21 protein-coding genes are annotated in these 23,549 nt (G+C 71.0%); 9 read left to right on the forward strand and 12 right to left on the reverse strand.

Annotated elements, in window-relative coordinates:
- Positions 1-81 precede the first annotated feature (81 nt).
- Positions 82-450: an Rv2175c family DNA-binding protein gene (locus tag LY12_RS03330; protein ID WP_253853173.1), complete on the forward strand. Its 369-nt coding sequence runs from the start codon at positions 82-84 to the stop codon at positions 448-450.
- A gap of 236 nt (positions 451-686) precedes the next feature.
- Here the strand turns inward: LY12_RS03330 and LY12_RS03335 are convergent, their stop codons facing one another.
- Positions 687-1,715, reverse strand: a complete 1,029-nt coding sequence (locus LY12_RS03335) for a helix-turn-helix transcriptional regulator (RefSeq protein WP_253853174.1) — start codon at positions 1,713-1,715, stop codon at positions 687-689.
- A 96-nt stretch (positions 1,716-1,811) separates the two neighbouring features.
- On the opposite strand from LY12_RS03335, the gene LY12_RS03340 reads away from it, so the two are divergent.
- Positions 1,812-2,594 (forward strand): class I SAM-dependent methyltransferase, encoded by a 783-nt coding sequence (locus LY12_RS03340; RefSeq protein ID WP_253853175.1) that lies wholly within the window; start codon positions 1,812-1,814, stop codon positions 2,592-2,594.
- 65 nt (positions 2,595-2,659) lie between these two features.
- On the opposite strand, the gene LY12_RS03345 is transcribed toward LY12_RS03340, so the two are convergent.
- The 3 genes from LY12_RS03345 to LY12_RS03355 all read right to left on the reverse strand — a co-directional run bounded on the left by LY12_RS03345 (position 2,660) and on the right by LY12_RS03355 (position 6,259).
- Positions 2,660-3,589, reverse strand: a complete 930-nt coding sequence (locus tag LY12_RS03345; RefSeq protein ID WP_253853176.1) for a phytoene/squalene synthase family protein — start codon at positions 3,587-3,589, stop codon at positions 2,660-2,662.
- Positions 3,586-5,100 carry a phytoene desaturase family protein gene (gene crtI, locus LY12_RS03350; RefSeq protein ID WP_253853177.1) on the reverse strand — a complete coding sequence of 505 codons (1,515 nt, stop codon included), beginning with the start codon at positions 5,098-5,100 and terminating at the stop codon, positions 3,586-3,588. Before crtI ends, LY12_RS03345 begins: the two co-directional genes overlap by 4 nt.
- A gap of 73 nt (positions 5,101-5,173) precedes the next feature.
- Positions 5,174-6,259 (reverse strand): polyprenyl synthetase family protein, encoded by a 1,086-nt coding sequence (locus tag LY12_RS03355; protein ID WP_253853178.1) that lies wholly within the window; start codon positions 6,257-6,259, stop codon positions 5,174-5,176.
- A 156-nt stretch (positions 6,260-6,415) separates the two neighbouring features.
- Between LY12_RS03355 and LY12_RS03360 the strand changes: the two genes are divergently transcribed.
- Positions 6,416-8,071 carry a DUF885 domain-containing protein gene (locus LY12_RS03360; protein WP_253853179.1) on the forward strand — a complete coding sequence of 552 codons (1,656 nt, stop codon included), beginning with the start codon at positions 6,416-6,418 and terminating at the stop codon, positions 8,069-8,071.
- A gap of 198 nt (positions 8,072-8,269) precedes the next feature.
- Here LY12_RS03360 and LY12_RS03365 read toward each other — a convergent pair whose 3' ends face one another.
- The gene (locus LY12_RS03365; RefSeq protein ID WP_253853180.1) at positions 8,270-8,833 is read right to left on the reverse strand and encodes a GNAT family N-acetyltransferase; all 564 of its coding nucleotides are present in this window, start codon (positions 8,831-8,833) and stop codon (positions 8,270-8,272) included.
- Positions 8,830-9,351: a YbaK/EbsC family protein gene (locus tag LY12_RS03370; protein ID WP_253853181.1), complete on the reverse strand. Its 522-nt coding sequence runs from the start codon at positions 9,349-9,351 to the stop codon at positions 8,830-8,832. Before LY12_RS03370 ends, LY12_RS03365 begins: the two co-directional genes overlap by 4 nt.
- A gap of 299 nt (positions 9,352-9,650) precedes the next feature.
- Here LY12_RS03370 and LY12_RS03375 point away from each other — a divergent pair, with 299 nt between their 5' ends.
- From LY12_RS03375 to LY12_RS03385, 3 genes are all read left to right on the forward strand, one after another.
- Positions 9,651-10,223, forward strand: a complete 573-nt coding sequence (locus tag LY12_RS03375; RefSeq protein WP_253853182.1) for an SAV_6107 family HEPN domain-containing protein — start codon at positions 9,651-9,653, stop codon at positions 10,221-10,223.
- Positions 10,223-10,993: a maleylpyruvate isomerase N-terminal domain-containing protein gene (locus LY12_RS03380; protein WP_301302099.1), complete on the forward strand. Its 771-nt coding sequence runs from the start codon at positions 10,223-10,225 to the stop codon at positions 10,991-10,993. Before LY12_RS03375 ends, LY12_RS03380 begins: the two co-directional genes overlap by 1 nt.
- A gap of 64 nt (positions 10,994-11,057) precedes the next feature.
- Entirely contained in the window at positions 11,058-11,987 is a 930-nt protein-coding gene (locus LY12_RS03385) for a VOC family protein (protein ID WP_253854854.1), read from the forward strand.
- Positions 11,988-12,155: 168 nt separating this feature from the next.
- On the opposite strand, the gene LY12_RS03390 is transcribed toward LY12_RS03385, so the two are convergent.
- The 3 genes from LY12_RS03390 to LY12_RS03400 all read right to left on the reverse strand — a co-directional run bounded on the left by LY12_RS03390 (position 12,156) and on the right by LY12_RS03400 (position 18,546).
- The gene (locus LY12_RS03390; RefSeq protein WP_253853184.1) at positions 12,156-12,920 is read right to left on the reverse strand and encodes a VldE C-terminal domain-containing protein; all 765 of its coding nucleotides are present in this window, start codon (positions 12,918-12,920) and stop codon (positions 12,156-12,158) included.
- A 390-nt stretch (positions 12,921-13,310) separates the two neighbouring features.
- The gene (def, locus tag LY12_RS03395) at positions 13,311-13,811 is read right to left on the reverse strand and encodes a peptide deformylase (RefSeq protein WP_253853185.1); all 501 of its coding nucleotides are present in this window, start codon (positions 13,809-13,811) and stop codon (positions 13,311-13,313) included.
- A gap of 94 nt (positions 13,812-13,905) precedes the next feature.
- Positions 13,906-18,546: an ATP-dependent helicase gene (locus tag LY12_RS03400; protein WP_253853186.1), complete on the reverse strand. Its 4,641-nt coding sequence runs from the start codon at positions 18,544-18,546 to the stop codon at positions 13,906-13,908.
- A gap of 250 nt (positions 18,547-18,796) precedes the next feature.
- Between LY12_RS03400 and LY12_RS03405 the strand changes: the two genes are divergently transcribed.
- From LY12_RS03405 to LY12_RS03415, 3 genes are all read left to right on the forward strand, one after another.
- Positions 18,797-18,991 carry a DUF3046 domain-containing protein gene (locus tag LY12_RS03405; protein WP_253853187.1) on the forward strand — a complete coding sequence of 65 codons (195 nt, stop codon included), beginning with the start codon at positions 18,797-18,799 and terminating at the stop codon, positions 18,989-18,991.
- A gap of 289 nt (positions 18,992-19,280) precedes the next feature.
- Complete coding sequence (gene recA, locus LY12_RS03410) at positions 19,281-20,342, forward strand: recombinase RecA (RefSeq protein WP_253853188.1); 1,062 nt, start codon at positions 19,281-19,283, stop codon at positions 20,340-20,342.
- A 62-nt stretch (positions 20,343-20,404) separates the two neighbouring features.
- Complete coding sequence (locus tag LY12_RS03415) at positions 20,405-20,926, forward strand: regulatory protein RecX (protein WP_253854856.1); 522 nt, start codon at positions 20,405-20,407, stop codon at positions 20,924-20,926.
- A 67-nt stretch (positions 20,927-20,993) separates the two neighbouring features.
- Here the strand turns inward: LY12_RS03415 and LY12_RS03420 are convergent, their stop codons facing one another.
- The 3 genes from LY12_RS03420 to LY12_RS03430 form a co-directional block, all read right to left on the reverse strand.
- Positions 20,994-21,869, reverse strand: coding sequence for an amino acid ABC transporter permease (locus tag LY12_RS03420; RefSeq protein WP_253853189.1), 876 nt, complete (start codon positions 21,867-21,869; stop codon positions 20,994-20,996).
- Positions 21,866-22,534 (reverse strand): amino acid ABC transporter permease, encoded by a 669-nt coding sequence (locus LY12_RS03425; RefSeq protein ID WP_253853190.1) that lies wholly within the window; start codon positions 22,532-22,534, stop codon positions 21,866-21,868. Before LY12_RS03425 ends, LY12_RS03420 begins: the two co-directional genes overlap by 4 nt.
- Positions 22,535-22,619: 85 nt before the next feature.
- Entirely contained in the window at positions 22,620-23,477 is an 858-nt protein-coding gene (locus LY12_RS03430) for a glutamate ABC transporter substrate-binding protein (RefSeq protein ID WP_253853191.1), read from the reverse strand.
- Positions 23,478-23,549 lie beyond the last annotated feature (72 nt).

Genomic DNA, 23,549 nt, shown 5'->3' on the forward strand with positions numbered 1-23,549 from the left:
CGGGTGATACCCGGTGTCCCCGCTACGCCATTGGCCTGGCACGCCCGCTCCGGCGGCGTGGCGTGTGGCAGGGTGGAGCACGTGAGTGCAATCCCCCTGGCTGACGATGTGCTCGATGCCGACGTCGCGGTCGTACCCGTGGCCGAGGTCGCGGAGATGCTGAACGTGGCGCAGAACAAGGTCCGGCAGATGCTCCGGGACGGTCACCTCATCGCCGTCCGCCGTGACGGCGACCTGATGATCCCGGCCGACTTCCTGCGGGACGGCGGCGTGATCAAGGGTCTGGCCGGCACGATCACGGTGCTGTCGGACGCCGGATTCACGCGAACCGAGATGCTGCGCTGGTTGTTCGCCGAGGACGAGTCGCTGCCCGGAACGACGCCGATCAACGCCCTGCGCACCAGCCACGGCACCGAGGTCAAACGCCGCGCACAGGCGATGGCGTTCTGACCGGCGGAATCACTCCAGCCGCGCGGACTCCGTAGCCGGGCGGCCCTCAGCCGCGTCTGCCGTCCGTCGGCCGCCCGCCCGTGGGAGGGCGACCTCAGGGGCGTCGGGTGCGACGGTGCGTCCGATGATTCCCTCCGCGACGAGAAGCCACCGCTGACGCTCGACGAGCTCATGGCGTTGCTTTCCGATCGCGGCCTGCTCATCGCAGCGGCGACGCAGGTCCTCGCCGCCGTGCTCTACCGGGTCTGTGCCTCGCGCCAGCGCTGCGGTGTGACCCCGTAGTGCGCGCGGAAGCGGCGGACCAGGTACGACGCGTCGCGCAGGCCGGTGCGTGCGGCCACGACCCCGAGCGGAAGGTCGGTCTCGCGCAGCATCCGGCGCACTTCCGTCAACCGGCGCTCGGTGATCCACTCCAGCAGCGGCCTGCCGGTGCGTTCCCGGACGACGGTCGTCAGGTGCCCCGGCGTGTATCCGAGCGCGTCCGCCACGTCCGCCGCGGAGATCGGCTCACGGAACGTCTCCTCGATACGGTCGAACACCCGCTCCACGAGTGCGTCCCGCGTGTCCGGCTGCGGCGGCGCCAGCCGGGCCGCGTCGACCAGCACCCGGGTGAGCAGGCTCGTCACCGCTTCGCGTGCACCGAGGCGTTCCGGCGCGGCCAGTTCGGCGGCGAGGTCGGCCAGGTGCCGGGACCACCGGTCGCGGTCCGGTTCGGGAACCAGCGCGACGCCCGCCTGCGGTGCGAACAGGGCGAGCAGTGGATGCCGGGTCCAGGCCAGCGGCGACACCGAGGCCAGCGAGGGAACGGCGTCCGGGACGAACGAGACCGACCACGCGCGGCCGCCGGCAGGCGAGGTCGCGGCCACCGGCCTCACGACCTGTCCCGGCAGCAGCGCGTGAACCTCGCCTTCCCGCAGTGGCCTGGTCGTGCCGTCGACCTCGATCGCACCGGCGTCGGCTTCGACGTAGGTCAGGACGAGGAAGTCGTGCGCGTGGCGGTGCTCCGGCGGGCCGGGAACCTCCCGCGCGGCGCCTGCCCCTGCCTCGGCGTCGGCCGTGGCCGGTGCCGCGCGGCCGAGCCGGGTCACCGCCACGGCGGGCATGCTCACCGGCTGGCGGTGGCGGTAGACGGGAGTGCCGTCCGCCCGCATCGTCCGCAGTTGCCGTGTGCCGCCGATCATCCCACCGGCAGGCGCGGCAGTCGCGGAATCGGCAGTCGCGGAGTCGGCGCCCGCGGAATCGGTGGTGTCCGACGAATGTGCCACGTCCACCAAGGTATGTCCTGGCGGTCTGCCGCGAAATGTCCAACGATGGAGGCGGCACACCACACCGACCGGTACACCCGAAGCGAGGAGCAGACCGTGAGTGACGGACACATCATCGATGAACGCACCGCCGCCGAGCGGGATCGCCCGTTCCTGCCCGGTATGGGCGCATCCTGGCTGATGCCGGTCTACGACGTGTTCACCCGCGTACTCGGCGTCGCGCAGCTGCACCGGCGCGGTGTCGGCGTAGCCGGCGTCCGGCCCGGCCAAGCGGTGCTCGACGTCGGATGCGGCACCGGAAACCTCGCCCTCACCCTGCTCGAAGCCACGCCGCGGGCGCGGGTCACCGGGATCGACCCGGACGGCGGCGCGCTGCGACGCGCGGCCCGCAAGGCCCGCCGTCGCCGGGCACCGCTCACCCTCACCCAGGGATACGCCGACCGGCTGCCCGCCGACGACGGCTCGTTCGACCACGTCATCTCTGCGCTCGCGCTGCACCACCTCGCCGAGGAGGACCGGACGGCGTTTGCCCGCGAGGCCTTCCGGGTGCTCCGGCCGGGCGGGACCGTGACGATCGTCGACTTCGGCGGACCGGCTCCGGGCGGCCAGGACACCGGCCATGCCGGCGGGCACGAGCACGGACATGGCCACGGACATGGCCACGGCCACGGACCGCTGCAGGCCGTGCGAGGACTGAGGCGGCTGCTACGCGCGAAGGCGGAGGAAGGTCCGGCCATGGCACGCACCGGCAGCGACGGGCTCGTCGACCTGCTCTCCGGCGCCGGGTTCGCCGATGCCCGGGAGGTCGACCACGTGGACCGCTCGTTCGGCCGTGTCGGCATCGTGCAGGCCACACGCGAGGATGCTGTCGCGCGGTAGGGCGACGCGTGAACGCAGAACACGCGTGGCCGAGTGCAGAACACGCGTGAGACGCGCGGTGGACGTCACGGACGGCTGGGCGTCAGCCCGCCGAGGAAGGCGCGCGCGGCCACGCCCGCGCGGCGTCTCCCGCCGACCACGGCCCGCTTGCCGAGCACGTCGTAGTCGGCGCCGGTGATCTCGTCGAGAATGCCCTGGTACAGCGTGAAGGCGGTCGTCACACACGGCCGGGACTCCGGCCGCAGGAGCGCGATGCCCGGCCGCGCGCGGCGGTAGACCGCACGGTTGTGCGCGACCAGCGACCGCAGCGCACGGCGGATGCGCGGGTCGGACCTGCCCGTGTCGAGGGACCACTCCAGCAGTTGTCTGTCGACGTCGAACGCGGCGAGCTCCGTCGCGGGCAGGTACACCCGGCCGCGGCGCAGGTCCTCGCCCACGTCGCGGAGGAAGTTCGTCAGCTGGAACGCCTCGCCCAGCGCCGCGGCGTACGGTTCGGCCTCGGCCTGCGGCACCGTCGTGCCGAGCACGGGCAGCATCTGGAGGCCGATGACGCGCGCCGAGCCGTGGACGTACTCGCCGAGCGCGGCGAACGTCGGGTACTCGGCGGTGTGCAGATCCATCCGCATCGAGTGCAGGAACGCGTCGAACCACGCCCGCCGCAGCCCGTAGCGATGCACCGTGGCCGCCAGCGCCGTCGCGACCGGCCCGGTGACGTCGCGGCCCGCGTAGACATCGTCGAGCAGCCGAGTGGCGTCGTCGAGTGCCCGGTGTGGATCGCCGCCGGGCAGGTCGACGGCGTCGTCCAGCTGCCGCGCGAACGCATACAGCGCGTACGTGGCGGGACGCGCGTGTGCGGGCAGCAACAGGGTGGCGAGGAAGTAGGTGCGGCCGTGCCGGGCGACGATCCGCCGGCAGGCGCGGAACGCAGGGGCCAGTGACCGGCCGGATATCGCGTACCGGTTCGCGGCGGTCGTGGTCGGGCGCGCGGACGTCACGGTCGCCGCGACCGCTCCGACGCCGCGGAGCCGGTGATGCGTTCGGCGGCGAGCCGCCCGGAGATCAGCACCGGCGGGATGCCCACGCCCGGCCTGGTGCCGGATCCGGCGAGAACGACGTTGTCCGCACCGCGCACGAGGTTGCCCGGCCGGAACGGACCGGTCTGACCGAGCGTGTGCGCGAGCGAGAACGGGGTGCCCGCCGACATGCCGCGGGCGGCCCAGTCCTGCGGGGTGTCCATGCGGTGGAGGTGGAACTCGCCGGTGAAACCGTCGAGGCCGCGGTCCTCGAGGGTCCGTACCAGCTCGTCACGGTAGGCGGGGGCGAGCCGCGGCCAGTCGAGCGGGCCGGTGCGGAGATTCGGAGCCGGTGCGAGCACGGACACGAGCTGGCGGCCGCCCGAGGCGAGCGTCGGGTCGGTCGCGGTGGGGCGGGTGACCAGCAGTGACGGATCGCTCATGAGCCTGCCGCCGCGGACGATCTCGCGGAAGGTCTCGTGCCAGGCGCGACCGAAGAAGATCGTGTGGTGGTCGAGCGCGTCCCAGGTGCGGGAGGTCTCGCCGTGCAGCACGACCGCCGACGGCGAGTACCGGGGCCGAGCGGGCCTGCGAGGGTGGATGCCGAGCAGGCGGTAGGCCGCCCCGAGTTCGGTCGCCAGGACGACGGCGTCGCACTCGATGCGTTCGCCGTCGGCGGTCCGGACCGCGCGCACCCGGTCTCCGACACGTTCGAGCCATGCCACCTGCGTGCCGGTGCGGACGGTGGCGCCGGCCTGCTCGGCGGCGCCCGCCATCGCGGTGGCGATCGCGCCCATCCCGCCTTCCGGGTAGGACACGCCGCCCACGGTGTCCATGAACGGGATGGCGCCGTACGCCCCGAGCGCCCGTTGCGGTTCGAGCCCGGCGTACAGCGCCTGGAAGGAGAACAGCCTGCGCACCCGGTCGTCGGCGACCAGCCTTGCGACCTTCGGCCACAGCCTGCCGAACCCGCCGAGCGCGACGAGCCGCGCCAGTGCGGGCCGCGCGTCCGCGCGCACCAGGTCGAACGGCGTGTCGAAGTTCCCGCCGATGAAATGCTCGGCCTCGGCCGTGTACAGCTCGGTCAGCCACCGGCGCAACCTGCGGTACCCGTCGACCTCCCGCGGGCCGACGACGGCGCGCAGTTCGGCCTCCATCGCCTCGGGCTCGGTGTACAGGCTCAGCGACGAACCGTCGGCGAAATGCGCACGGTACGCCGGGTCGATGCGGGTGAGACGCAGCCGGTCGGCCGTCTTCTCGCCGACGGCGGCGAACGCCTCTTCCAGCAGTTCCGGCATCGTCAGCACGGTGGCGCCCGTGTCGAACGCCTGCCCGCCGATCGTCTCGGTGGAGACGCGCCCGCCGGGCTGCGGCGCGCGGTCGAGCACCGTGACCTGCCTGCCCGCGCCGGTCAGGTGCAGTGCAGCCGAGAGCCCGGACAGGCCCGCTCCGACCACGACCACCCGGTCGGCGGCCCCGGAAACCGTCCGCATCAGTGATTCCCCGTCGTCGCGTGCGCCGTCGGCCGGCAGGTCCTCGGTCGGCAGGTCATGGGTGCCGGACGCATCAGCGGGAACGCTGGGTGGCTTTGACGGCCAGTTCGGTGAGCCGTTTCGGCGCCGGGTCCGCCAGGCCCGCGGTGCCGAGCGCGGTCAACGCCGAGTCGGTGAGCGTCTCGATGCGGCGCTCCACCTCGGCGACGGCGCCGACGTGGGTGAGCACCTCGCGCACCCGGTCGACGGCGTCGTCGGTCAGTTCGGCGTCACCGAGTGCCGACGTGATGACACCCGCCGCCGCGGAAGCCTCGCCCGCGTGCTGCAGGCCCAGCGCGACCAGCAGGGTCCGCTTGCCCTCGCGCAGGTCGTCGCCGGCGGGCTTGCCGGTGACCGCAGGGTCGCCGAACACACCGAGCAGATCGTCGCGCAGCTGGAACGCCACGCCGATGTCGCCGCCGAACGCCAGCAGCGGGTCGATCACGTCGTCGCCCGCACCGGCCAGTGCCGCACCGAGGTGCAACGGCCGCTGCACCGTGTACGCGGCCGTCTTCAGCAGGTCGATGCGCAGCGCCGCGTCCACCGACGCATCGCCCGTGGCCTGGGTGCGCACGTCGAGGAACTGGCCCGCGAGGACCTCCGAGCGCATCGCCCGCCAGGCGGGCCTGGCCCGGCGCAGCATGTCGGCGGTCAGCGGCGCGTCGGCGAACATGTCGTCGGCCCACGCGAGCGCGAGGTCGCCGATCAGGACCGCCGCGGCCAGCCCGTACTGCTCGGCCGAGCCGAGCCAGCCGCCCCTGGCGTGCTCGTCCGCGAACGCCACGTGCACCGTCGGGCAGCCGCGGCGGGAGTCGGAGGAGTCCAGCACGTCGTCGTGGATCAGGGCGCACGCCTGGATCAGTTCGAGGCTCGACACGGCGCGCAGCACACCTGTCGCCTCGTCGCCGGCGGCGGCACCACCCGCGCCGCGCCAGGCCCACCAGGCGAACGTCGGCCGCAACCGCTTGCCCCCGCCGAGTACGAACTCCCGCAACGCGTCGGTGGCGCCGGTGAACGCGGGCTCGGTCCGCCCGATCGACTCGCTCGCGTCGCTGAGGAACTCGGTCAGCGCCTCGCCGATGGCCGCGGGCAGGTCGCTGTCGAAGTCGGGCCGGGTCATGGCCCCATCGTTCCAGGTGCCGATCGCGGATCGCGCGGTGCGATCGCCGAGGTGTGGCGAGGGAAACGACGACGCCCGCATCGGGCCGGCAGGCGCCCCTGCGTCAGCGCGAAATCCCGCGCGCCGTGCGCAGGCGTACGGGTAGCGTGCCGGGCTATGAGCGTGCACGACATTTCCAACCAGTACGTCGACGACTACGCGGCAGCCGATCCGATCGACGCGACCGCGATGGGCGTGGTCGGGTTCGACGACCAGCTCACCGACTACTCGCCCGAGGGGCACGCCAACCGCGCGGCGCTGACCCGCCGCGCGCTGCGGGAGATGGCGGCGGCCGAACCGGCCGACGAGGCCGAGCGCGTCGCGAAGGCGGTGTTCACCGAGCGCGGACAGGTGGCCGTCGAGCTCCACGAGGCGGGTCTGGACCTGGCCGACCTGAACGTCATCGCGAGCCCGGTGCAGGGTGTGCGCGAGGTGTTCGACCTCATGCCGCAGGAGACGGCGGAGCAGTGGGAGACGATCGCCAAGCGCATGGCGGGCGTGCCCGACGCGCTGGATGGCATCCGCGCGTCGCTGCTCACGTCCGCCGACGCCGGGCGGGTGCCCGCCATCCGCCAGGTGAGCAAGGTCGCCGAGCAGGCCGAGACCTGGGCCGGGATGAGTGGTGACGGGTTCTTCCAGACCATGGTGTCGGGCGCCGACGTGCCGGACTCGCTGCGCGGCGAGCTCGACCACACCGCACAGGTGGCGCAGGAGGCGTACGCCGAGTTCGCCGGTTTCCTCCGGGCCGAACTGGCTCCGGAGGCGTCGGAGAAGGACGCCGCGGGCGAGGACGTCTACCGCTTGTGCTCGCGCAACTTCATCGGCGCCGAGCTGGACCTGCGTGAGGCCTACGAGTGGGGCTGGCAGGAGTTCTCGCGCGTCGAACGCGAGGCCAGGGAGGTCGCCGAGCGGATCAAGCCGGGCGCCACGTTGGCCGAGGCCGCCGCGGCGCTCGACGCCGACCCGAAGTACCGCGTCACCGGGCAGCGGGCGCTGCGCGAGTGGATGCAGAACCTCTCCGACGAGGCGTTGCGGTCGCTGCGCGGCACGCACTTCGACATCCCCGACGAGCTCATGGCGCTGGACTGCCGGATCGCCCCGCCCGGTGGCGGCGTCGGCGCGTACTACAACGGCCCGAGCGAGGACTTCTCCCGCCCCGGCACCATGTGGTGGTCGGTACCGCAGGGCAAGGAGGACTTCTCCACGTGGCGTGAGGTCACGACCGTCTACCACGAGGGCGTGCCCGGGCATCACCTGCAGATCGCCACGTCGGTGTACGAGCAGTCGCTCAACCGGTTCCAGCGGCTCATGGCCTTCACCTCCGGCCACGCCGAGGGCTGGGCGCTGTACGCCGAGCGGCTGATGCGCGACCTCGGCTACCTCTCGGACGACGGCAACCTGCTCGGCATGCTCGACGCGCACCTGTTCCGCGCGGCGCGGGTGATCATCGACATCGGCATGCACCTCGAACTGGAGATCCCCGCGGGAACCGGCTTCCACGAGGGCGAGCGGTGGACCCCGGACCTGGGGCTGGAGTTCATGCTCACCCGCACGATCACCGACGCCGACCACGTGCGCGACGAGATCGACCGTTACCTCGGCTGGCCCGGTCAGGCGCCGTCCTACAAACTCGGCGAGAAGCTGTGGCTCGAAGCGCGTGAGGAGGCCCGGCGCCGGGAGGGCGACGCGTTCGACCTGGCCGCCTTCCACCGCCGCGCGCTTCGCATGGGCGGCATGGGCCTGGGCAGCCTCCGCGAACTCCTCGTCGGCTGAACCTCGTGCCCCCAGGGGCACTTTGGTTGCATTCAACGCAACCAAAGTGCCCCTGGGGGCCGGGGAGGAGGTTCTGCACCCAGAACCGCGTGTCCTGCATTCACGCTGCGCTGTGGGGCGCGGGAAAGCCCGTACCCCCAGCGCGGGTTCGCGGTGCACGCTCCGCGAACCCGCGCTGGGGTTCGGTCCCGTCGCGGTTCAGTCCAGCGGGAGGGCGCGGCCCAGCACCGCGAACGGCCGCGGGTCGCCGGCGAACCGGTACTGCCGCAGCACGTCGTCGAATCCGACCCGGCGGTAGAGCTTCCAGGCGCGGCTGTCACCTTCCGGCGTCGACAGCAGCACCCGACCGTCGGGAACGCCGTCGAGCAGCATGCGCAGCAGGTCCTCACCGGTCCCGCGGCCCTGGCCGCCGGGGCGCACGTGGATCTCGGTGAGCTCGAAGTAGTCGTCCAGCCACGCGTGGGCGGTCTGCTCGCCCTCGCGGTCGGTGACACCGCGGCGCACCTGCTCGTGCCACCACTGGCCCGGCATGCCGCGGTAGCCGTAGGCGATGCCGACGAGGCGATCGTCGTCGTCGAGCGCCGCGACCGCGCGCCAGCCTTCGCGGAGCACGTGGGTGAGCCACATCGGGGCGCGCTGCTCGGCCGTGCCCGGCGGGTAGTTCATCGCGGCGACGTAGATGTCGAGTGCCTCGCGCAGCCGCATGCGGAACTCCTCGCCGGAGAGCCGGACGTAGCGTTGCGCGCTCGGCGCCGCGGTCATCGGGGTTGTCCAGGTTCGGCGGCGACGTCGGCCGCGGTGCCACCGGTCGCGGCCAGCAGATAGTCGAACGTCGTGGGGTAGACCGATTTCGGGTGTCCCGCGGCGGCCCACACGACGTCGTAAGAGGCCAGCGCGGTGTCGACGAGTGTGAGGATGCGCTGCGGGTGGCCGACCGGGGCGACGCCGCCGATCGCCTGTCCCGTGGAAGTCTTGACGAACTCCGGATCGCCCCTGCCGACCGCGTCGGCGCCGATGAGCTCGGCGAGCGTCGTCGTGTTCGCCCGGTGTGCTCCGGACGTCAGCGCGAGCAGTGCCCGGTCGGTGCCGTCGGGCAGCGTGGCGCGGAAGACCAGGCTGTTGGCGATCGCTCCGACCTCGATGCCCAGTGCCGCGGCGGCCAGCTCGGCGGTGCGGGCGTCCTCCGGGAGAAGGCGGATTCCCTGCGCAGCGGCTTCCTGGTCGGCTTCCGAGAGCGCGGCCGCGACCTTCGCGACCGACGGGTGGTCGAGGGTGCTCATGACTTCATGAGATCACGCCCGCCGTGCGGACTGCGACGCAGATCGCTCCCGGGCGGCGCTTGTCGGGGAGCTGATGTCGCGCTACCGTGATGATGTCGAACAGATGTTCGGCATTGGGATCCCTGGCGCGTGACCGGGGAAGCGTCCCGTGCCGGATGCCGCTCGACCGGGAGTTCCTAGGGCCGGAACTTCGAGAGCCGGATCTTCTGGACGTGGGTCTTCGAGAGGTGGGCTTTCGAGAGGCGAAAGTCTCTAGGGGCGGAGTTCCGAGGGCGGCCGGACTGGAAAGGGGAGCGGCCATGTCGGTGGCCACGACGCCGCAGGATTCGTCGGCACAGGATCCGTCGACGCAGGACCCTGGGTCGACGCAGGGCGTGTCGGCGCAGCAGCGTGGTGTGCAGCCCGCGCTGCCGTTCGCGGAAGCGCCGCCGGCCACGTCTTCGGCGGCACCGCTGTTGGCTCAGGCGCGCCGTGGAATCCAGGCGGCGCGCGGGGAGTCGGACGTGGTGGAGCAGTTCACGGGCGCCTACCGATCAGCGCTGCGGGCTGCGGCGGCGGTGCTGGCCGCCCGGGGCAGGCCCCACCGTGGCAGGGCCAAGCCGGAGAGCACGTGGTCGCTGCTGGAGTCGGCGGCCCCGGAACTGGCGGGCTGGGCGGCGTACTTCGCGGCGTACTCGGCGCGGCACGCGGCCGTCCAGTCCGGCGCGTCCCGCGGCACGGACGACGAATCGGTGCGCGATCTGCTGCAGCGGGCAGGTGAGTTCCTCGCCATCGCCGACGTGGCTGTGCGCGGGCAGTCCGCTCCGGGTGGGCGTGGCTCGGCCGCTCAGTGCGACGCCACGGTGCCGTGGCCGCGGTCGCGGAGACGATGATGGTGACGAGCGCCGGCCCTGTGGTCGATCACCGGCGGCTCGCCGGAGCGTTCGGTGACGAGGTCACGCTGCTGATCGAAGCCGCACGTGGTGTTGCGCCCGAGACGCCGGTGCCGACGTGTCCCGGATGGACGGTCGGTGACACCGTCCGGCACGTCGGCAGCATCTATCGCGTGGCGCAGGCGTGGTTGATCGACGGCCGGCGGCCGCGGGAATGGCAGCGCGAGCCCGCTCCGGGGCAGAGCGAGGAGAGCTATGTCCGGCAAGGGTACGCGGACCTGCGCGAGATCCTGGACTTCCACACACCGGACGAACCCGCGGCGACGTGGTGGCCGCAGGATCGGACGTACGGGTTCTGGCGGCGGCGGATGACCCACGACACCACCGTCCACCGGGTCGACGTCGAAGGCGTCGGAGGGATGACGTGGTCCGGTGTCGCCGCCGACGTGGCACTCGACGGTGTCGACGAAGCCCTCATGCTGTGGTTCGGTCACCGGTTGCCACGACTCGGACTTCGGGGCACGCGAGCGGGCGAGGTCGGCGTGTGCACCGGCGGGTACGGCTGGCTCGTGTCCGCGGGGCCGGACGAGACGGCCGTGCGCCGATGCGGGGAACCCGAAGCGCGGAGCTCCGCCGCCGTGGTGTCGGGTGACCCGGAGGCGGTCTACCTGTGGCTGTGGGGCCGCAACCGGCCCGGTGCGGTCGACGTGGCCGGCGACGACGATGCGGCAGGGCAGCTGTTGGCGCTCATGCGGCTGGCGACGCGATGACACGGCCGGGCCGGGCCGCGGTGCGCGGCAGGTGCCGGCAGGACGGAGGTGCGTGGTGAACGGTATGCCCGGAGTGGTGTTCGAAACCGAACGGCCGCGGGAGGCGGCGGACTTCTGGGCCGCACTGCTCGGTGGCGAGCTCGTCGGCGACGGCTACGGCGGTGACGGCCACGGTGGCGACTACGGCGGTGGTGGCCTGCGGGTCCGCCTTCCGGACGGCTTCACGGTGCGCATCGTCGGTGCCACGACCACGAAGGCCGCCAAGAACCGGATCCACCTCGACCTCGCCTCCGATGGCGACGGCGGAGCCGGCCGTGGTGCGCAACAAGCCATTGTGGACAGAGCGGTACGGCTCGGTGCCGCACGTGTCGACATCGGGCAGTATGCGGGTCCCGTTGCCGTGCCGTGGCAGGTACTGGCCGACCCGGCGGGCAACGAGTTCTGTGTCCTCGAACCGCGTCCGGAGTACGCCGCCACCGGGGCGCTCGCCGCCGTGGTGGTCGAATCGCCCGATCCGCACCGGCTGGCCGAGTTCTGGTCGAGTGCCACGCGATGGCCGATCGTGCGCACCGACCCCGAGATCGTCAGCCTGCGTGCTCCCGGCGGCCGGGGTCCCTGGCTGGAACTGTTGGCGGCCGACCCGTGTCCGCCGGCGACTCCACGCTGCCGGCTCGAACTGACCGTCCCGGCCGGCGACCCGGAATCCACGACGGCGGGAACTGCGGCGACCGGAACGGCGACGACCGGAACTGAGGCGGCGGGAACGGTGGCGGCGGGAACGGAGGAGTCGGGGGTCGTGGCGGCCACTGAGGCACCGGAAGCGGCGGGAGCCGTCGACACGCCGGCCGCGTGGACACGCCGGCCGGTTTCGGCGGCGCCGGGTGCGTTCGCCGCCGAAGCCGACCGGTTGTGCCTGCTCGGCGCGACCCGCCGCGGGGCGGGACGGCTCGTCGATCCGGACGGCACCGTGATCGACCTCGTACCCCACCGCTGAAGCCGCGCCCCGGGCACTCCGCGCGGCCGCTGTGCCCGACCGATCCGCCGAGGATCATGTGGCGACTGCGGATACCCACCGACGGCCTCCGGCCGACGGGGAAACGCCGCGGTGGGCACCGGCATCGGCGCCCACCGCGGCGTCACGAAGGGTGCGCCGGGTGGCGTGTCAGCAGGTGACGTCCACGTCGGCGGAGGACTCGAACGACACGTGCACGTGGTCGTAATGGTTCGCGGTGTCGCTGCCCCGGTCTTCCATGTACGACCAGCCGCTGCCGTCGTTGTACCGCTGCTCCCAGATCACGTACGTCACGCCGAACTCGGCCTGGTTGGCGAGGATGTACTCGGCGATCCGGTCGCCGTTGGTGCCGGTGGTCATGAAGTCCAGTGCGAGTCCGCTCGGGTGGTCGCTCGTTCCGGACCGGCTGGCCAGCCCGCCGACCGAGTCGACGTCGAACTTCGTCAGGACGTGGTTTCCCACCTGGGCCACGTGTGGCTGAGTGCCCTCCAGCTCCGTCGAGCACGGTTCGGGCTCCGGCGTCGGCGGCGGGGGAGGAGGGGACGGCTTCCGCGTGGTCGTCGGCGTCGTCGTGGACGGAGTCGGCTTGGGTTTCGGTTTTGAGGTGGTGCTGCTCGGGGTGGGCTTGTCGGTCGTGGTCCTCGACGTCGTGGTCGTTGACGAGGTCGAGGACGCGGTGGGTGCGCTCATGGCGAGCGCGGCGTTCGCGGGGTCGGGATCGGCGCCGGTGAGACCTTCCGTGATCGACACGGTGGCGCCCAGCAGGGCTGCGGCGGCCAGTCCCAGTCCGACCGGCAGCGGCCACGAACGTCGGGATCGTTCGCCGGGCTGCGGGTGCGGCGTCGGGGAGTCGCCGGACGTGGGTCTTCGGGATTTTCGGGCGCGCGGGTTCGCCGCGCGATGTCGGCCAGCCATGGGGACCTGCCTCGGGATTGCTCGGGGTGGGCTGTCGGGGTGGTGACAGGTTACGAACCGGCAACAAGGGCGTCACGTGCGAGTGGCAATGCGCACACCTGGTCGAGACAACCTTCCTGATCTTCGCTGGTCAGAAGGGTGGGAAGTGGTGCGCACCACCGGCGCTGCGCGCGATGTTCGGGCGTGTCCGCTTGACGTAGCGCAGTCGCGAACCGTGTGGAACCGGACGGTCCGTGGAGCCGGCACCCGGCAGCACGGAAGCCACCCGCAGCCCGGGAGTAACAGTGCGTCCGGGACAACCAGTGCGTCCGGGACAACCAGGGCAGCCGGGACAACCAGGGCGGCCGGGGCAAACAGTGCAGCCAGGACAACCAGTGTTGTGGGGGAGCTTCAGTGGAGCCGGAACCAGTCGCGGGAGCGCAGGTCCCGCAGCGCGGAGCGACGTTGCTCGGTCGCCAGCCGGTCCAGGTAGAGGGTGCCGTCGAGGTGGTCCACCTCATGTTGCAGGCACTGTGCGGTCACACCGTCGCCTTCGACCGTGACCGGCTGCTGGCGTAGGTCCACGCCACGCACGACGGCGTAGGTGGCGCGCCGGACCGGGTACCACAGTTCCGGCACGGAGAGGCAGCCCTCGTCGATGTCGTGGATGGTCTCGGCCAGTTCGACGATCTCGGGGTTCAGTACGTAGCCGACCGTGCCGTCGAGGCGGTAGCTGAACGCACGCAGTGCGACCCCGATCTGCGGGGCGGCCAGCCCGGCGCGCCCTGGCAGGTCGACCGTGTCCAGCAGGTCGTCGACCAGCCGTTTCGTCGTGTCGTCGAACCGGGTCACCGGGTCGGCCACGGTCTTCAGTACCGGGTCGCCGAAGTACCGCAGTTCGCGTACGGCCATCGCCAGTCGTCCTCCGCCGGATTCGTGCTCGTCGGGTGCGGTCCAGCACCGGGCTTGTCGGGGTGCCAGCTTAGAACCGCCCGCCGGCCGCCGGTCACGCCCGTAGCCGCAGGCCTTTCGGGGTCGCGCGGAACCCGGCCTCGCGCAGGACATCGGCGAGTTGCGAGGTCAGTGCCTGTTCGCCGTCGGCGCGCTGGACCTGCAGTTTGCCCAGCCAGCCTTCGCGGACCGCGGCGGAGAGGGCCTCGGCCGCCTGGCGCAGCGGTTCGGTGCGTTCGGTGAACGACAGCAGCGACCTGCCACCGCGCTCGACATACATCGTGGGGGCGCCGTCGACCAGCACGACCAGTGCCCCAGCCTTGCGTGCCGGCCGGTGTTTCGTGCTGCCGAGCGGGTCGGGCCACGGCAATGCGGCGCCGTAGGGCTGGGCGGGATCGCTCGCCGCCAGCACCACCGCCCCCTGGGCGTCCCGGGTCCCGGAGGTGTCGGACGCCGCGCGCAGCCGGTCGACCGCCCCTCGTGCTGCGAACTGCGCGGCGCCCAGTCCGTCGACGACGTAGCCGCGGATGACCTGCCCCGAGTCCTCCATGCTCCGCAACACTTTGTAAATGCCGGAGAAGCCGCCCGTGACGCGTTCGGTGTCGAGGGCGCCCTTGGTCAGGACGCCGTGCCGTTCGAGGAACGACTCGGTGCGTGCGTGGGTGCGCCGGGTCGGGTCGGTTTCCCGCGGTGGTGTCAGCCCCCATCGGCCTGCGACGGTGGGAGGGCCGGTTCGCGACGGCATCGCCGGCCTGCCTGCGCGCATGCGCGCGTAGCGACCGCGCGGCGCGGATCGACGGGGTTTGTGTGCCGCACCGCCGCCGGAGACCTGCGCCCGCAAGGGTGCGAGCGTGTCACCGGTGACGAGCCCGGCCCAGGTGAGGTCCCACAGCGCAGCCACGACCGCGGCGTCGTCGGGCGGAGTATCGAGCAGCGGCGTCACCCGGTCGACGAGCTGCCGGAAGAAGAGCGCGCCGTGTTCGACCGCGGACAGCACGGCCCGGTGGAGTGGGCTCGTCCCGGCGGCCTCGTCGTCCGCGTCGGGAAGCAGCAGGTCCGCCACGTCGCCCGGTGCGAGCGTGACCCAGCCGTCCCCGCCGGACAGCGCGCCGCAGCCGGCCCAGATCACCTCGCCCGCGGTGGTCAGCTCGTCCAGCAGCGCCGGGTGGTATCCGGGCAGTCTGCTCGGCAGGATCAGCGATTCGACGGCGCTGGCAGGCAGGGGCGCCCCGGCGAGTTGTTCGATCACGGACAGCACGTCGTCGGCGGTCGGTGCCGAGCGCAGCCGGCCGCCGATGCCGTGCCACGAGGGCAGGAACCGGCCGAGTGCCGCCGGTTCGACGGGTTCGACCTCGGCCCGCAGCTTCGCGAGGGATGCGCGGCGCAGTCGTCGCAATACGGCCGCGTCGCAGTATTCGACCCCGCCGGGTTCGTGGGGCTGCGGGCTCAGCTCGCCGCGGACGAGCCTGCCGTCTGCGGTCAGCCGGTCGAGCACACCCGTGGCCACGGCGGTGCCGATGCCGAACCGTTCGGCGAGCTGCGCGGCCGCGAACGGGCCGCGCCCGCGTGCGTATCGGGTGACGAGGTCGCCGAGCGGGTCGTCGACCGGTTCGGTGAACGTCTCGGGCACGCCGACGGGCAGGGCCGATCCCAGGGCGTCCCGTACTCGTCCCGCGTCTTCGATCGCCAGGTACCGGTCCTCGCCTGCGATCCGCACCACGATCGCGCGGCGGCTCTCGACCAGTTCGGTCAGCCATTCGGGCTGCACTCCGCGCGCCGCGGCATCGTCGGCTGTCAGGTCGCCGAGGAAGCGCAACAGGTCGGCCGTGTCCTCGGGGCCACGGGCGTGGCGGTCCTCGTCGAGTCGCTGGAGCCCGCGTTCCACGTCCGCGACGGCCTCCGGGTCGAGCAGTTCCCGGACCGCCTCGGTGCCGAGCAGTTCCGCCAGGAGCGTCGAGTCGAGTGACAGTGCCGCCGCTCTGCGTTCGGCCAGCGGTGCGTCCGTCTCGTAGAGGAACATGCCGACGTAGCCGAACAGCAGGCTCCGCGCGAACGGCGACGCCGACGGTGTTTCGACCTCGACGAGCTTCACCGTGCGGCGCTGCACGTCGGTCATCAGTTCGCGCAGACCGTCGACGTCGTAGACGTCCTGCAGGCATTCCCGCATCGCCTCCAGTACGACGGGGAAGCGTTCGTACTTGGCCGCCACGCTCAGCAGTTGTGCGGCGCGTTGCCGTTGTTGCCACAGCGGACTCCGTCTGCCCGGGTTGCGTCGCGGCAGCAGCAGTGACCGCGCCGCGCATTCGCGGAACCGGGCTGCGAACAGTGCCGATCCTCCGACCTCGGCGACCAGGAGTGATTCCACTTCGTCCGGGTCGAGCAGCACGTCCTCGCCGGTCAGGGTGATCTCCTGCCCGTCGGCGTCGAGTGCGTCGGGAAGACGGAGCACGATGCCGTCGTCGGAGTGGGCGGCCTGGGCGTCGACTCCGCGCGTCTCGCGCAGCCTCGCGGTGATCGCCAGTGCCCAGGGCGCGTTGACCTGCGCGCCGAACGGGGAGTGCACCACGACGCGCCAGTCGCCGAGTTCGTCGCGGAACCGTTCGAGCAGCAGGGTGCGGTCGTTGGGGACGTGGCGTGTGGCTTCGCCTTGTTCGCGCAGGTAGGCGAGCAGGTTGGAGGCCGCACGGTCGTCGAGGCCGGCGTCGGTCGCGCGCTGCAGTGCGGTTTCCTCGCGGGCTCCGGACACCTCGCGCAGGAACGCGCCGAGTGCTCTGCCGAGTTCGAGTGGTCTGCCGGGTGCGTCGCCTTTCCAGAACGGCATGCGTGCGGGCACGCCGGGTGCGGGGACGACGATGACGCGGTCGTGGGTGATGTCGGTGATCCGCCACGACGACGTACCGAGCAGGACGGTGTCGCCCACGCGGGACTCGTAGACCATTTCCTCGTCGAGTTCGCCGACCCGACTGCCCGAAGTACGTCTTCCCGCTGAGGGCACATCGGCACTGCCCGAAGCGCCTGCCGGAGGGCGGTCGTCGTCGCCGGGGGTCATCACGGTGAAGAGCCCGCGGTCGGGGATGGTGCCGCCGGAGGTGACGGCCAGCCGCTGCGCACCGGGTCTGCCGTGGAGTTCGCCGGTGACGCGGTCCCAGGTGATGCGGGCGCGCAGTTCGCCGAATTCCTCGCTGGGGTAGCGCCCGGCGAGCATGTCGAGGACGGCGTGCAGGGCGTCGTCCGGCAGTGAGGCGAACGGTGCGGCGCGGCGCACGGTGGTTGCCACGTCGTCGACCGTGCGGGGTTCGATTGCGACCATCGCCACGATCTGCTGGGCGAGCACGTCGAGCGGGTTGCGCGGGTAGTGGGTCTCCTCGATCGCGCCGGATCCCATGCGCTCGGCGGTGACCGCGCAGGAGACGAGGTCGCCGCGGAACTTGGGGAACATCACGCCGCTGGAAACGGCGCCGACGTGGTGGCCTGCCCTGCCGACGCGTTGCAGACCGGAGGCGACCGTGGGCGGTGCCTCGATCTGCACCACGAGGTCGACCGCGCCCATGTCGATGCCGAGTTCGAGTGACGAGGTCGCCACGACGCACGGCAGTCTGCCGGTCTTGAGTTCCTCCTCCACCCGGGTTCGCTGCTCGCGGGACATGGAACCGTGGTGCGCCTTGGCCACGGTCGGTTCTGCCCCGGTGGTCAGTCCGGATTCGCCGATGGCCTCGGCGGGGAACTCGTCGCCGGGTTCGAGTTCGGTGCGTTCGGCGGCGAGTTCGTTGAGCCGGGCGGTGAGGCGTTCGGCCAGTCGCCGCGAGTTGGCGAACACGATGGTCGACCGGTGCGCGCGCACGAGGTCCAGCACGCGCCCTTCGACCGACGGCCAGATGGACGGCTTCGGTGCGGCTGCGGCGGGTACCTCGTCCTCGAGCGATCCCGGTTCGGCCTGTGGTGCGGGGCCGTCCAGTGCGGCCATGTCCTCGACGGGGACCTCGACCCGCACCTCGACGGTTTTCGTTGCTCGAGGCTGCACGACGGTGACCGGTCTGCCTCCGGTGAGCAGCGAGCTCACCTCGTCGACGGGGCGGACGGTCGCCGAGAGCCCGATGCGCTGCGCGGGTTCGGGCAGGAGGTCGTCCAGGCGTTCCAGTGACAGTGCGAGGTGCGCGCCGCGTTTGCCGCCGGTGACGGCGTGGACCTCGTCGACGATCACTGTTTCCACGCCCCGCAGCGACTCCCGTGACGACGACGTGAGCAGCAGGAACAGCGATTCCGGCGTGGTCACGAGCACGTCGGGCGGAGTGCGCTGGAAGGACCGGCGTTCCGCGGGTGTGGTGTCGCCGGTGCGCATGCCGACGGTGATGTCGGGTGCGGGCAGGTCGAGTCGTTTCGAGGCCTGCGCGATGCCGGTGAGCGGTGAGCGCAGGTTGCGCTGGACGTCGACGGCGAGCGCCTTGAGCGGGGAGACGTACAGGACGCGGCAGCGGTGGGTGGCTTCCTCGGGCTGTGGTGCGGTGGCCAGCCGGTCGAGTGCCCAGAGGAAGGCGGCGAGTGTCTTGCCCGATCCGGTGGGTGCGATGACCAGCGCGTGCTCACCCGCGTGCGCCGCCCGCCACGCGTCCTCCTGGGCGGAGGTGGGCGCGGCGAAGGCCCCGGCGAACCAGTCCCTGGTCGCGGGGGAGAAGAGGTCGAGTGCGCGGTCGGTCACGTCTCCATGATGCGGCCGGTCACCGACATTCCGGGTGTGCGGGCCGGGCCCGGTGCGTGCCGGCCGTGGTGGTCGGTGTGTGGTCGGCGGTGGTCATTTCCGCCGGTTACGCCGGATCTGCACGAGTAGTACGACGAGCGTGGCGGTCACGGTCGCGATGGCTGCCAGGGTGAGTGCGGTGGAGCCGAGTCCGGAGTCGGGTGGCATGGCGCCCACGATACGACTCCGGGCCGCGACTACGCTGGCCTCGATGCGGATCACGGTGTTCCGTCGGCTGATGGCCGACGAGTTCGGCGCCACCAGGGCGGAGATGCTGGCCAAGGATCACGTGCTGAGTGGCCTCGGCGGCCGGACCGTCGAGGAGGCGCTCGAGGCGGGGGTTTCTGCGAAGGAGATCTGGAAGCAGGTCTGCACGGAGTTCGAGGTGCCCGCCGAGCGCCGGTGAAGGGTGAAAGATCCTACCGCATCGGGGTGTCGCTTCCCATCTCGAACAGATGTTCTCTAGGATGTTGTCCACATCGGGGTTGGCTGTCCACAGATTCAGCGTGAGTCGCGCCGACTGTCGGACCCCGCCCGTAGTGTCGGCCCCCGGCGACCGGCACACGTGACCCGGCATGCGTGCACCGACTCGGTGCCGGCACGAGCACGACCCGGATACAGCAGATCCGGACACCGCAGATTCGGATACAGCAGAGTCGGATACAGCAACCGCGAAGGCCAATGAGGTGGGTTCCATGGCAGCAGCATCGGACAAGGGTGCACCGGACAAGGGCAAGGCGCTCGACCTGGCGCTGGCCCAGATCGACAAGCAGTTCGGCAAGGGCTCGGTGATGCGACTGGGCGAGGACACCCGTCCGCCGGTCGAGGTCGTCCCGACCGGGGCCATCGCACTCGACATCGCGCTGGGGATCGGTGGCCTGCCGCGCGGCCGGGTCATCGAGGTGTACGGCCCCGAGTCGTCCGGTAAGACGACCGTGGCGCTGCACGCCGTGGCGAACGCGCAGAAGAACGGCGGCATCGCCGCGTTCATCGACGCCGAGCACGCGCTCGACCCGGAGTACGCCAAGATCCTCGGTGTCGACACCGACGCGCTGCTGGTGTCGCAGCCCGACACCGGTGAGCAGGCGCTCGAGATCGCCGACATGCTGATCCGGTCGGGTGCGCTCGACATCGTGGTCATCGACTCCGTCGCCGCGCTCGTGCCGCGCGCCGAGATCGAGGGCGAGATGGGCGATTCCCACGTCGGCCTGCAGGCACGGCTGATGAGCCAGGCGCTGCGGAAGATCACCGGTGCGCTGCACAACTCCGGTACCAGCGCGATCTTCATCAACCAGCTGCGCGAGAAGGTCGGCGTGATGTTCGGCTCGCCGGAGACCACCACGGGTGGTAAGGCGCTGAAGTTCTACGCGTCGGTCCGCCTCGACGTGCGCCGTATCGAGACGCTCAAGGACGGCGGAGAGCCGGTCGGCAACCGCACGCGCGTGAAGGTCGTGAAGAACAAGGTCGCCCCGCCGTTCAAGCAGGCCGAGTTCGACATCCTCTACGGCGTCGGCATCTCCCGTGAGGGGTCGTTGATCGACATGGGTGTCGATCAGGGCATCCTGCGCAAGTCCGGTGCCTGGTACACGTACGAGGGCGACCAGCTCGGCCAGGGCAAGGAGAACTCGCGGCGGTTCCTCAAGGACAACCCGGACGTCGCCAACGAGATCGAGAAGAAGATCCTGGAGAAGCTCGGGGTCGGGGCCAAGGTCGATGCCGAGGAGGCCGCGGCCGAGCCGGCGCCCGTCGAGTTCTGAGGGGCCGGTCGGTGAGCGAACCGGATTCGGCGGGTGCGCGGCGGTCGCGCACCCGCACCCCGGTGTCCGACCTGCCGCCGGAGGAAGCGAGGCGCAAGGCCAAGGAGGTCTGCTTCGACCTGCTGGCCGCTCGGCCTCGCACGAAGGAGGAACTGCGGTCGGCGCTGGTGCGGAAGGGCTTCGACGGCGAGGTCTGTGACGAGCTGTTACGCAAACTCGACGACGCCGGACTGATCGACGACGCGGCGTTCGCCGAGAGCTGGGTGCGATCCCGGCACACCTATCAGGGTCTGGCCAAGCGCGCGCTGGTCGCGGAGCTCCGGCGCAAGGGTGTTGACAGCGAGGTGGCCGCCGAGGCCGCGGGAGAGATCGACGCGAACGCCGAGGAGGACCGTGCCCGAGAGCTCGTCCGTAAGAAGCTGCGGACGATGACGGGGGTCGACGAGCAGAAGGCCACGCGCCGACTGCTGGGCATGCTGGCGCGTAGAGGCTATCCGCAGGGCCTGTCCTACGGCATCGTCCGCGAGGAACTCCGCAACGCCGGCGCCGAATCGACCCCGATCGACGACGCCACCCCCGACTGACGGAGAAGGGCCACCTTCCCGGGCTGGGAAGATGGCCCTTCATCGACGGAACCGAACAGGCTGGCCGCTACGCGTTGCGGCCGTTGTTGTCGACCGGTTTCACCACAGCGCCGGAGCTCGTCTTCCGCTGCCGGGACCACTTCTCCAGCCAGCCCGCGGCGGCCGTGAGCAGGTTGTTCAGCAGGATGTAGATCACCGCGACGATCGTCATGGTGGCGATCGTGTTCGCGAAGTAGTTGTTCGCGATCGGCCGGATCTGGCTGAACAGGTCTGCGAAGCCCAATGCGGCGCCGCCCAGCGCGGTGTCCTTCAGGACCACGACGAGCTGGCTGACGATCGCGGGCAGCATCGCGGTGACGGCCTGGGGCAACAACACGTTCGTCATGGTCTGCGTCTTGCGCATACCGATCGCCTTGGCCGCCTCGGCCTGGCCTGCCGGCAGCGATTGGATACCCGCACGGACCACCTCGGCGAGGACCGCTCCGTTGTAGAGCACCAGCGCCGTGACCACGGCCATCAACGGCCGGTAGTCCGAGTCGATGTCGGTGTACTCGGCGTAGAACTGGTCGGCGAAGACCATGAGGATCAGCACCGGAACGGCGCGGAAGAACTCGACCACGACACCCGCGGGCACGCGGATCCACAGGTGATCCGACAGTCGCATGATGCCGAACAACGACCCGAGGGGCAGTGCGATCACGATCGCCAATCCCGCGGCGGTGAGTGTGTTCAGCAGCCCCGGGAAGATGAAGGTCGTCCACACCTGTCCCTCGGTGAAGAACGGACCCCATTTCTGCCAGGTGAGCTGGTCCTTCTCCGCCAGCGTCGCAATGATCCACCAGCCGACGCCGGCGAGCGCGAGCAGGAACAGCACCGTGTAGACGGCGTTGCGTGCCCTGGCCTTCGGCCCGGGCACGTCGTAGAGGACGGAGGGAGCACTCATCGTTTCACCGCCGCTTTCTTGGCGACCCGGCCCAGAAGGAGTCCGACGGGCAGGGTCAGGATCACGAAGCCCATCGCGAAGATCATGAACACCAGGCCGATGACGTCGCTCTCGTTCTCGGTCATCTCGCTCATCAGCAGCGATGCCTCGGCAACGCCGATGGTGCTGGCCACCGTCGTGTTCTTGGTGAGCGCGATCAACACGCTGGTCAGCGGGCCGATCACGGATCGGAACGCCTGCGGCAGCACAATCATGCGCAAGACCTGGCCGAAGCCGAGTCCCAGCGCCCGCGCCGCCTCGGCCTGGCCGACCGGCACGGTGTTGATGCCCGAACGCAGCGACTCGCACACGAACGTCGACGTGTACAGCACGAAACCGAGGATGGCGAGGCGGAAGTTGGTCGCGGTGATGGTGTTGCCGCCCAACGCGACATTCAAGGTCTGGTACAGACCGAGGGACATCGCGATGATGACCAGGGTCAGCGGAATGTTGCGCACGATGTTGACGTACGCCGTACCGAACGCGCGCATGACGGGGACCGGGCTGACCCGCATACCGGCGAGAATGGTTCCCCAGATCAGCGAACCGATCGCCGAGTACACGGTGAGCTGGACCGTGACCCAGAAGGCCCCGAGTATGTCGTACTCGGTCAGAAAATCGAACACGTGGTGCTCCTCCGGAGACCGAACGAGCCCGGGCCGACCCCGTTGAGTCGGGCCCGAGCTCGAACCGGTGTCTGTCTCAGGTCAGTTACTCGACCACTTCGCCGACGGTCGGCGCCTCCGGGACTTCGTAGCCGGCCGGCCCGAAGTGCTTCTGGGCGGCCTTCTTCCACTCGCCGGAGTCGATCATCTTCTGGATCGCCTCGTCGAGCGCCTTCTTGCCCTCGTCGTCACCCTCACGCAGGCCGATGCCGTAGTTCTCGTTGCTGAGCTCGGCGCCGGCCAGCTTGAACTTGCCCGGCTGCTGGGCTGCGTAACCGGCGAGGATGGTGTCGTCGGTGGTCATCGCGTCGATGGCCTTGTTCTCGACGCCGGTGAGGCACTCGGAGTAGCCGCCGTACTCCTGCAGCTGTGCGTTCGGAGCGAAGTCGTTCTTGACGTTCTGCGCCGAGGTCGAGCCCCTGACCGAGCAGAGCTTCTTGTTCTTGTTGAGGTCCTCGGCACCCTGGATCGAGTTGTCGTTCTTCCGCACGAGCAGGTCCTGGTGGGCCAGGAAGTACGGCCCCGCGAAGTCGACCGCCTCGTCGCGCTCGGGTGTGATCGAGTAGGTGGCGACGATCATGTCCACGTCGCCGTTCTGGATCATGTTCTCGCGCTGGGCGGACGGCGTTTCGACGAATTCGATGTCGCCCTCCTCGACGCCCAGCTCGTTGGCGACGTACTTGGCGACGTCGACGTCGAAGCCCTCGTACGAGCCGTCCGGCTTCTTCAGGCCGAGGCCGGGCTGGTCGATCTTGACGCCGATGGTCAGCGAACCGTTGTCCTCGGCGCGCTGGACGAGCGACTTGTTCGCATCCTCCTCGCTGTTGGGTTGACCGCAGGCCGCGAGCGTCAGGCCGACGGCCGCCACCAGGGCGCCGGTACGCAGTACTCGGCTGAAACGCATGTTGTGTTCCTTCCATGTGGTTCGCCCCGCGTGCGGCGGGTGTCCGGACAGGCCCCGCTCAGCGGTGCCTCG

This window comes from Prauserella alba, assembly GCF_024171735.1.
In the GTDB taxonomy this organism is placed as follows: domain Bacteria; phylum Actinomycetota; class Actinomycetes; order Mycobacteriales; family Pseudonocardiaceae; genus Prauserella; species Prauserella alba.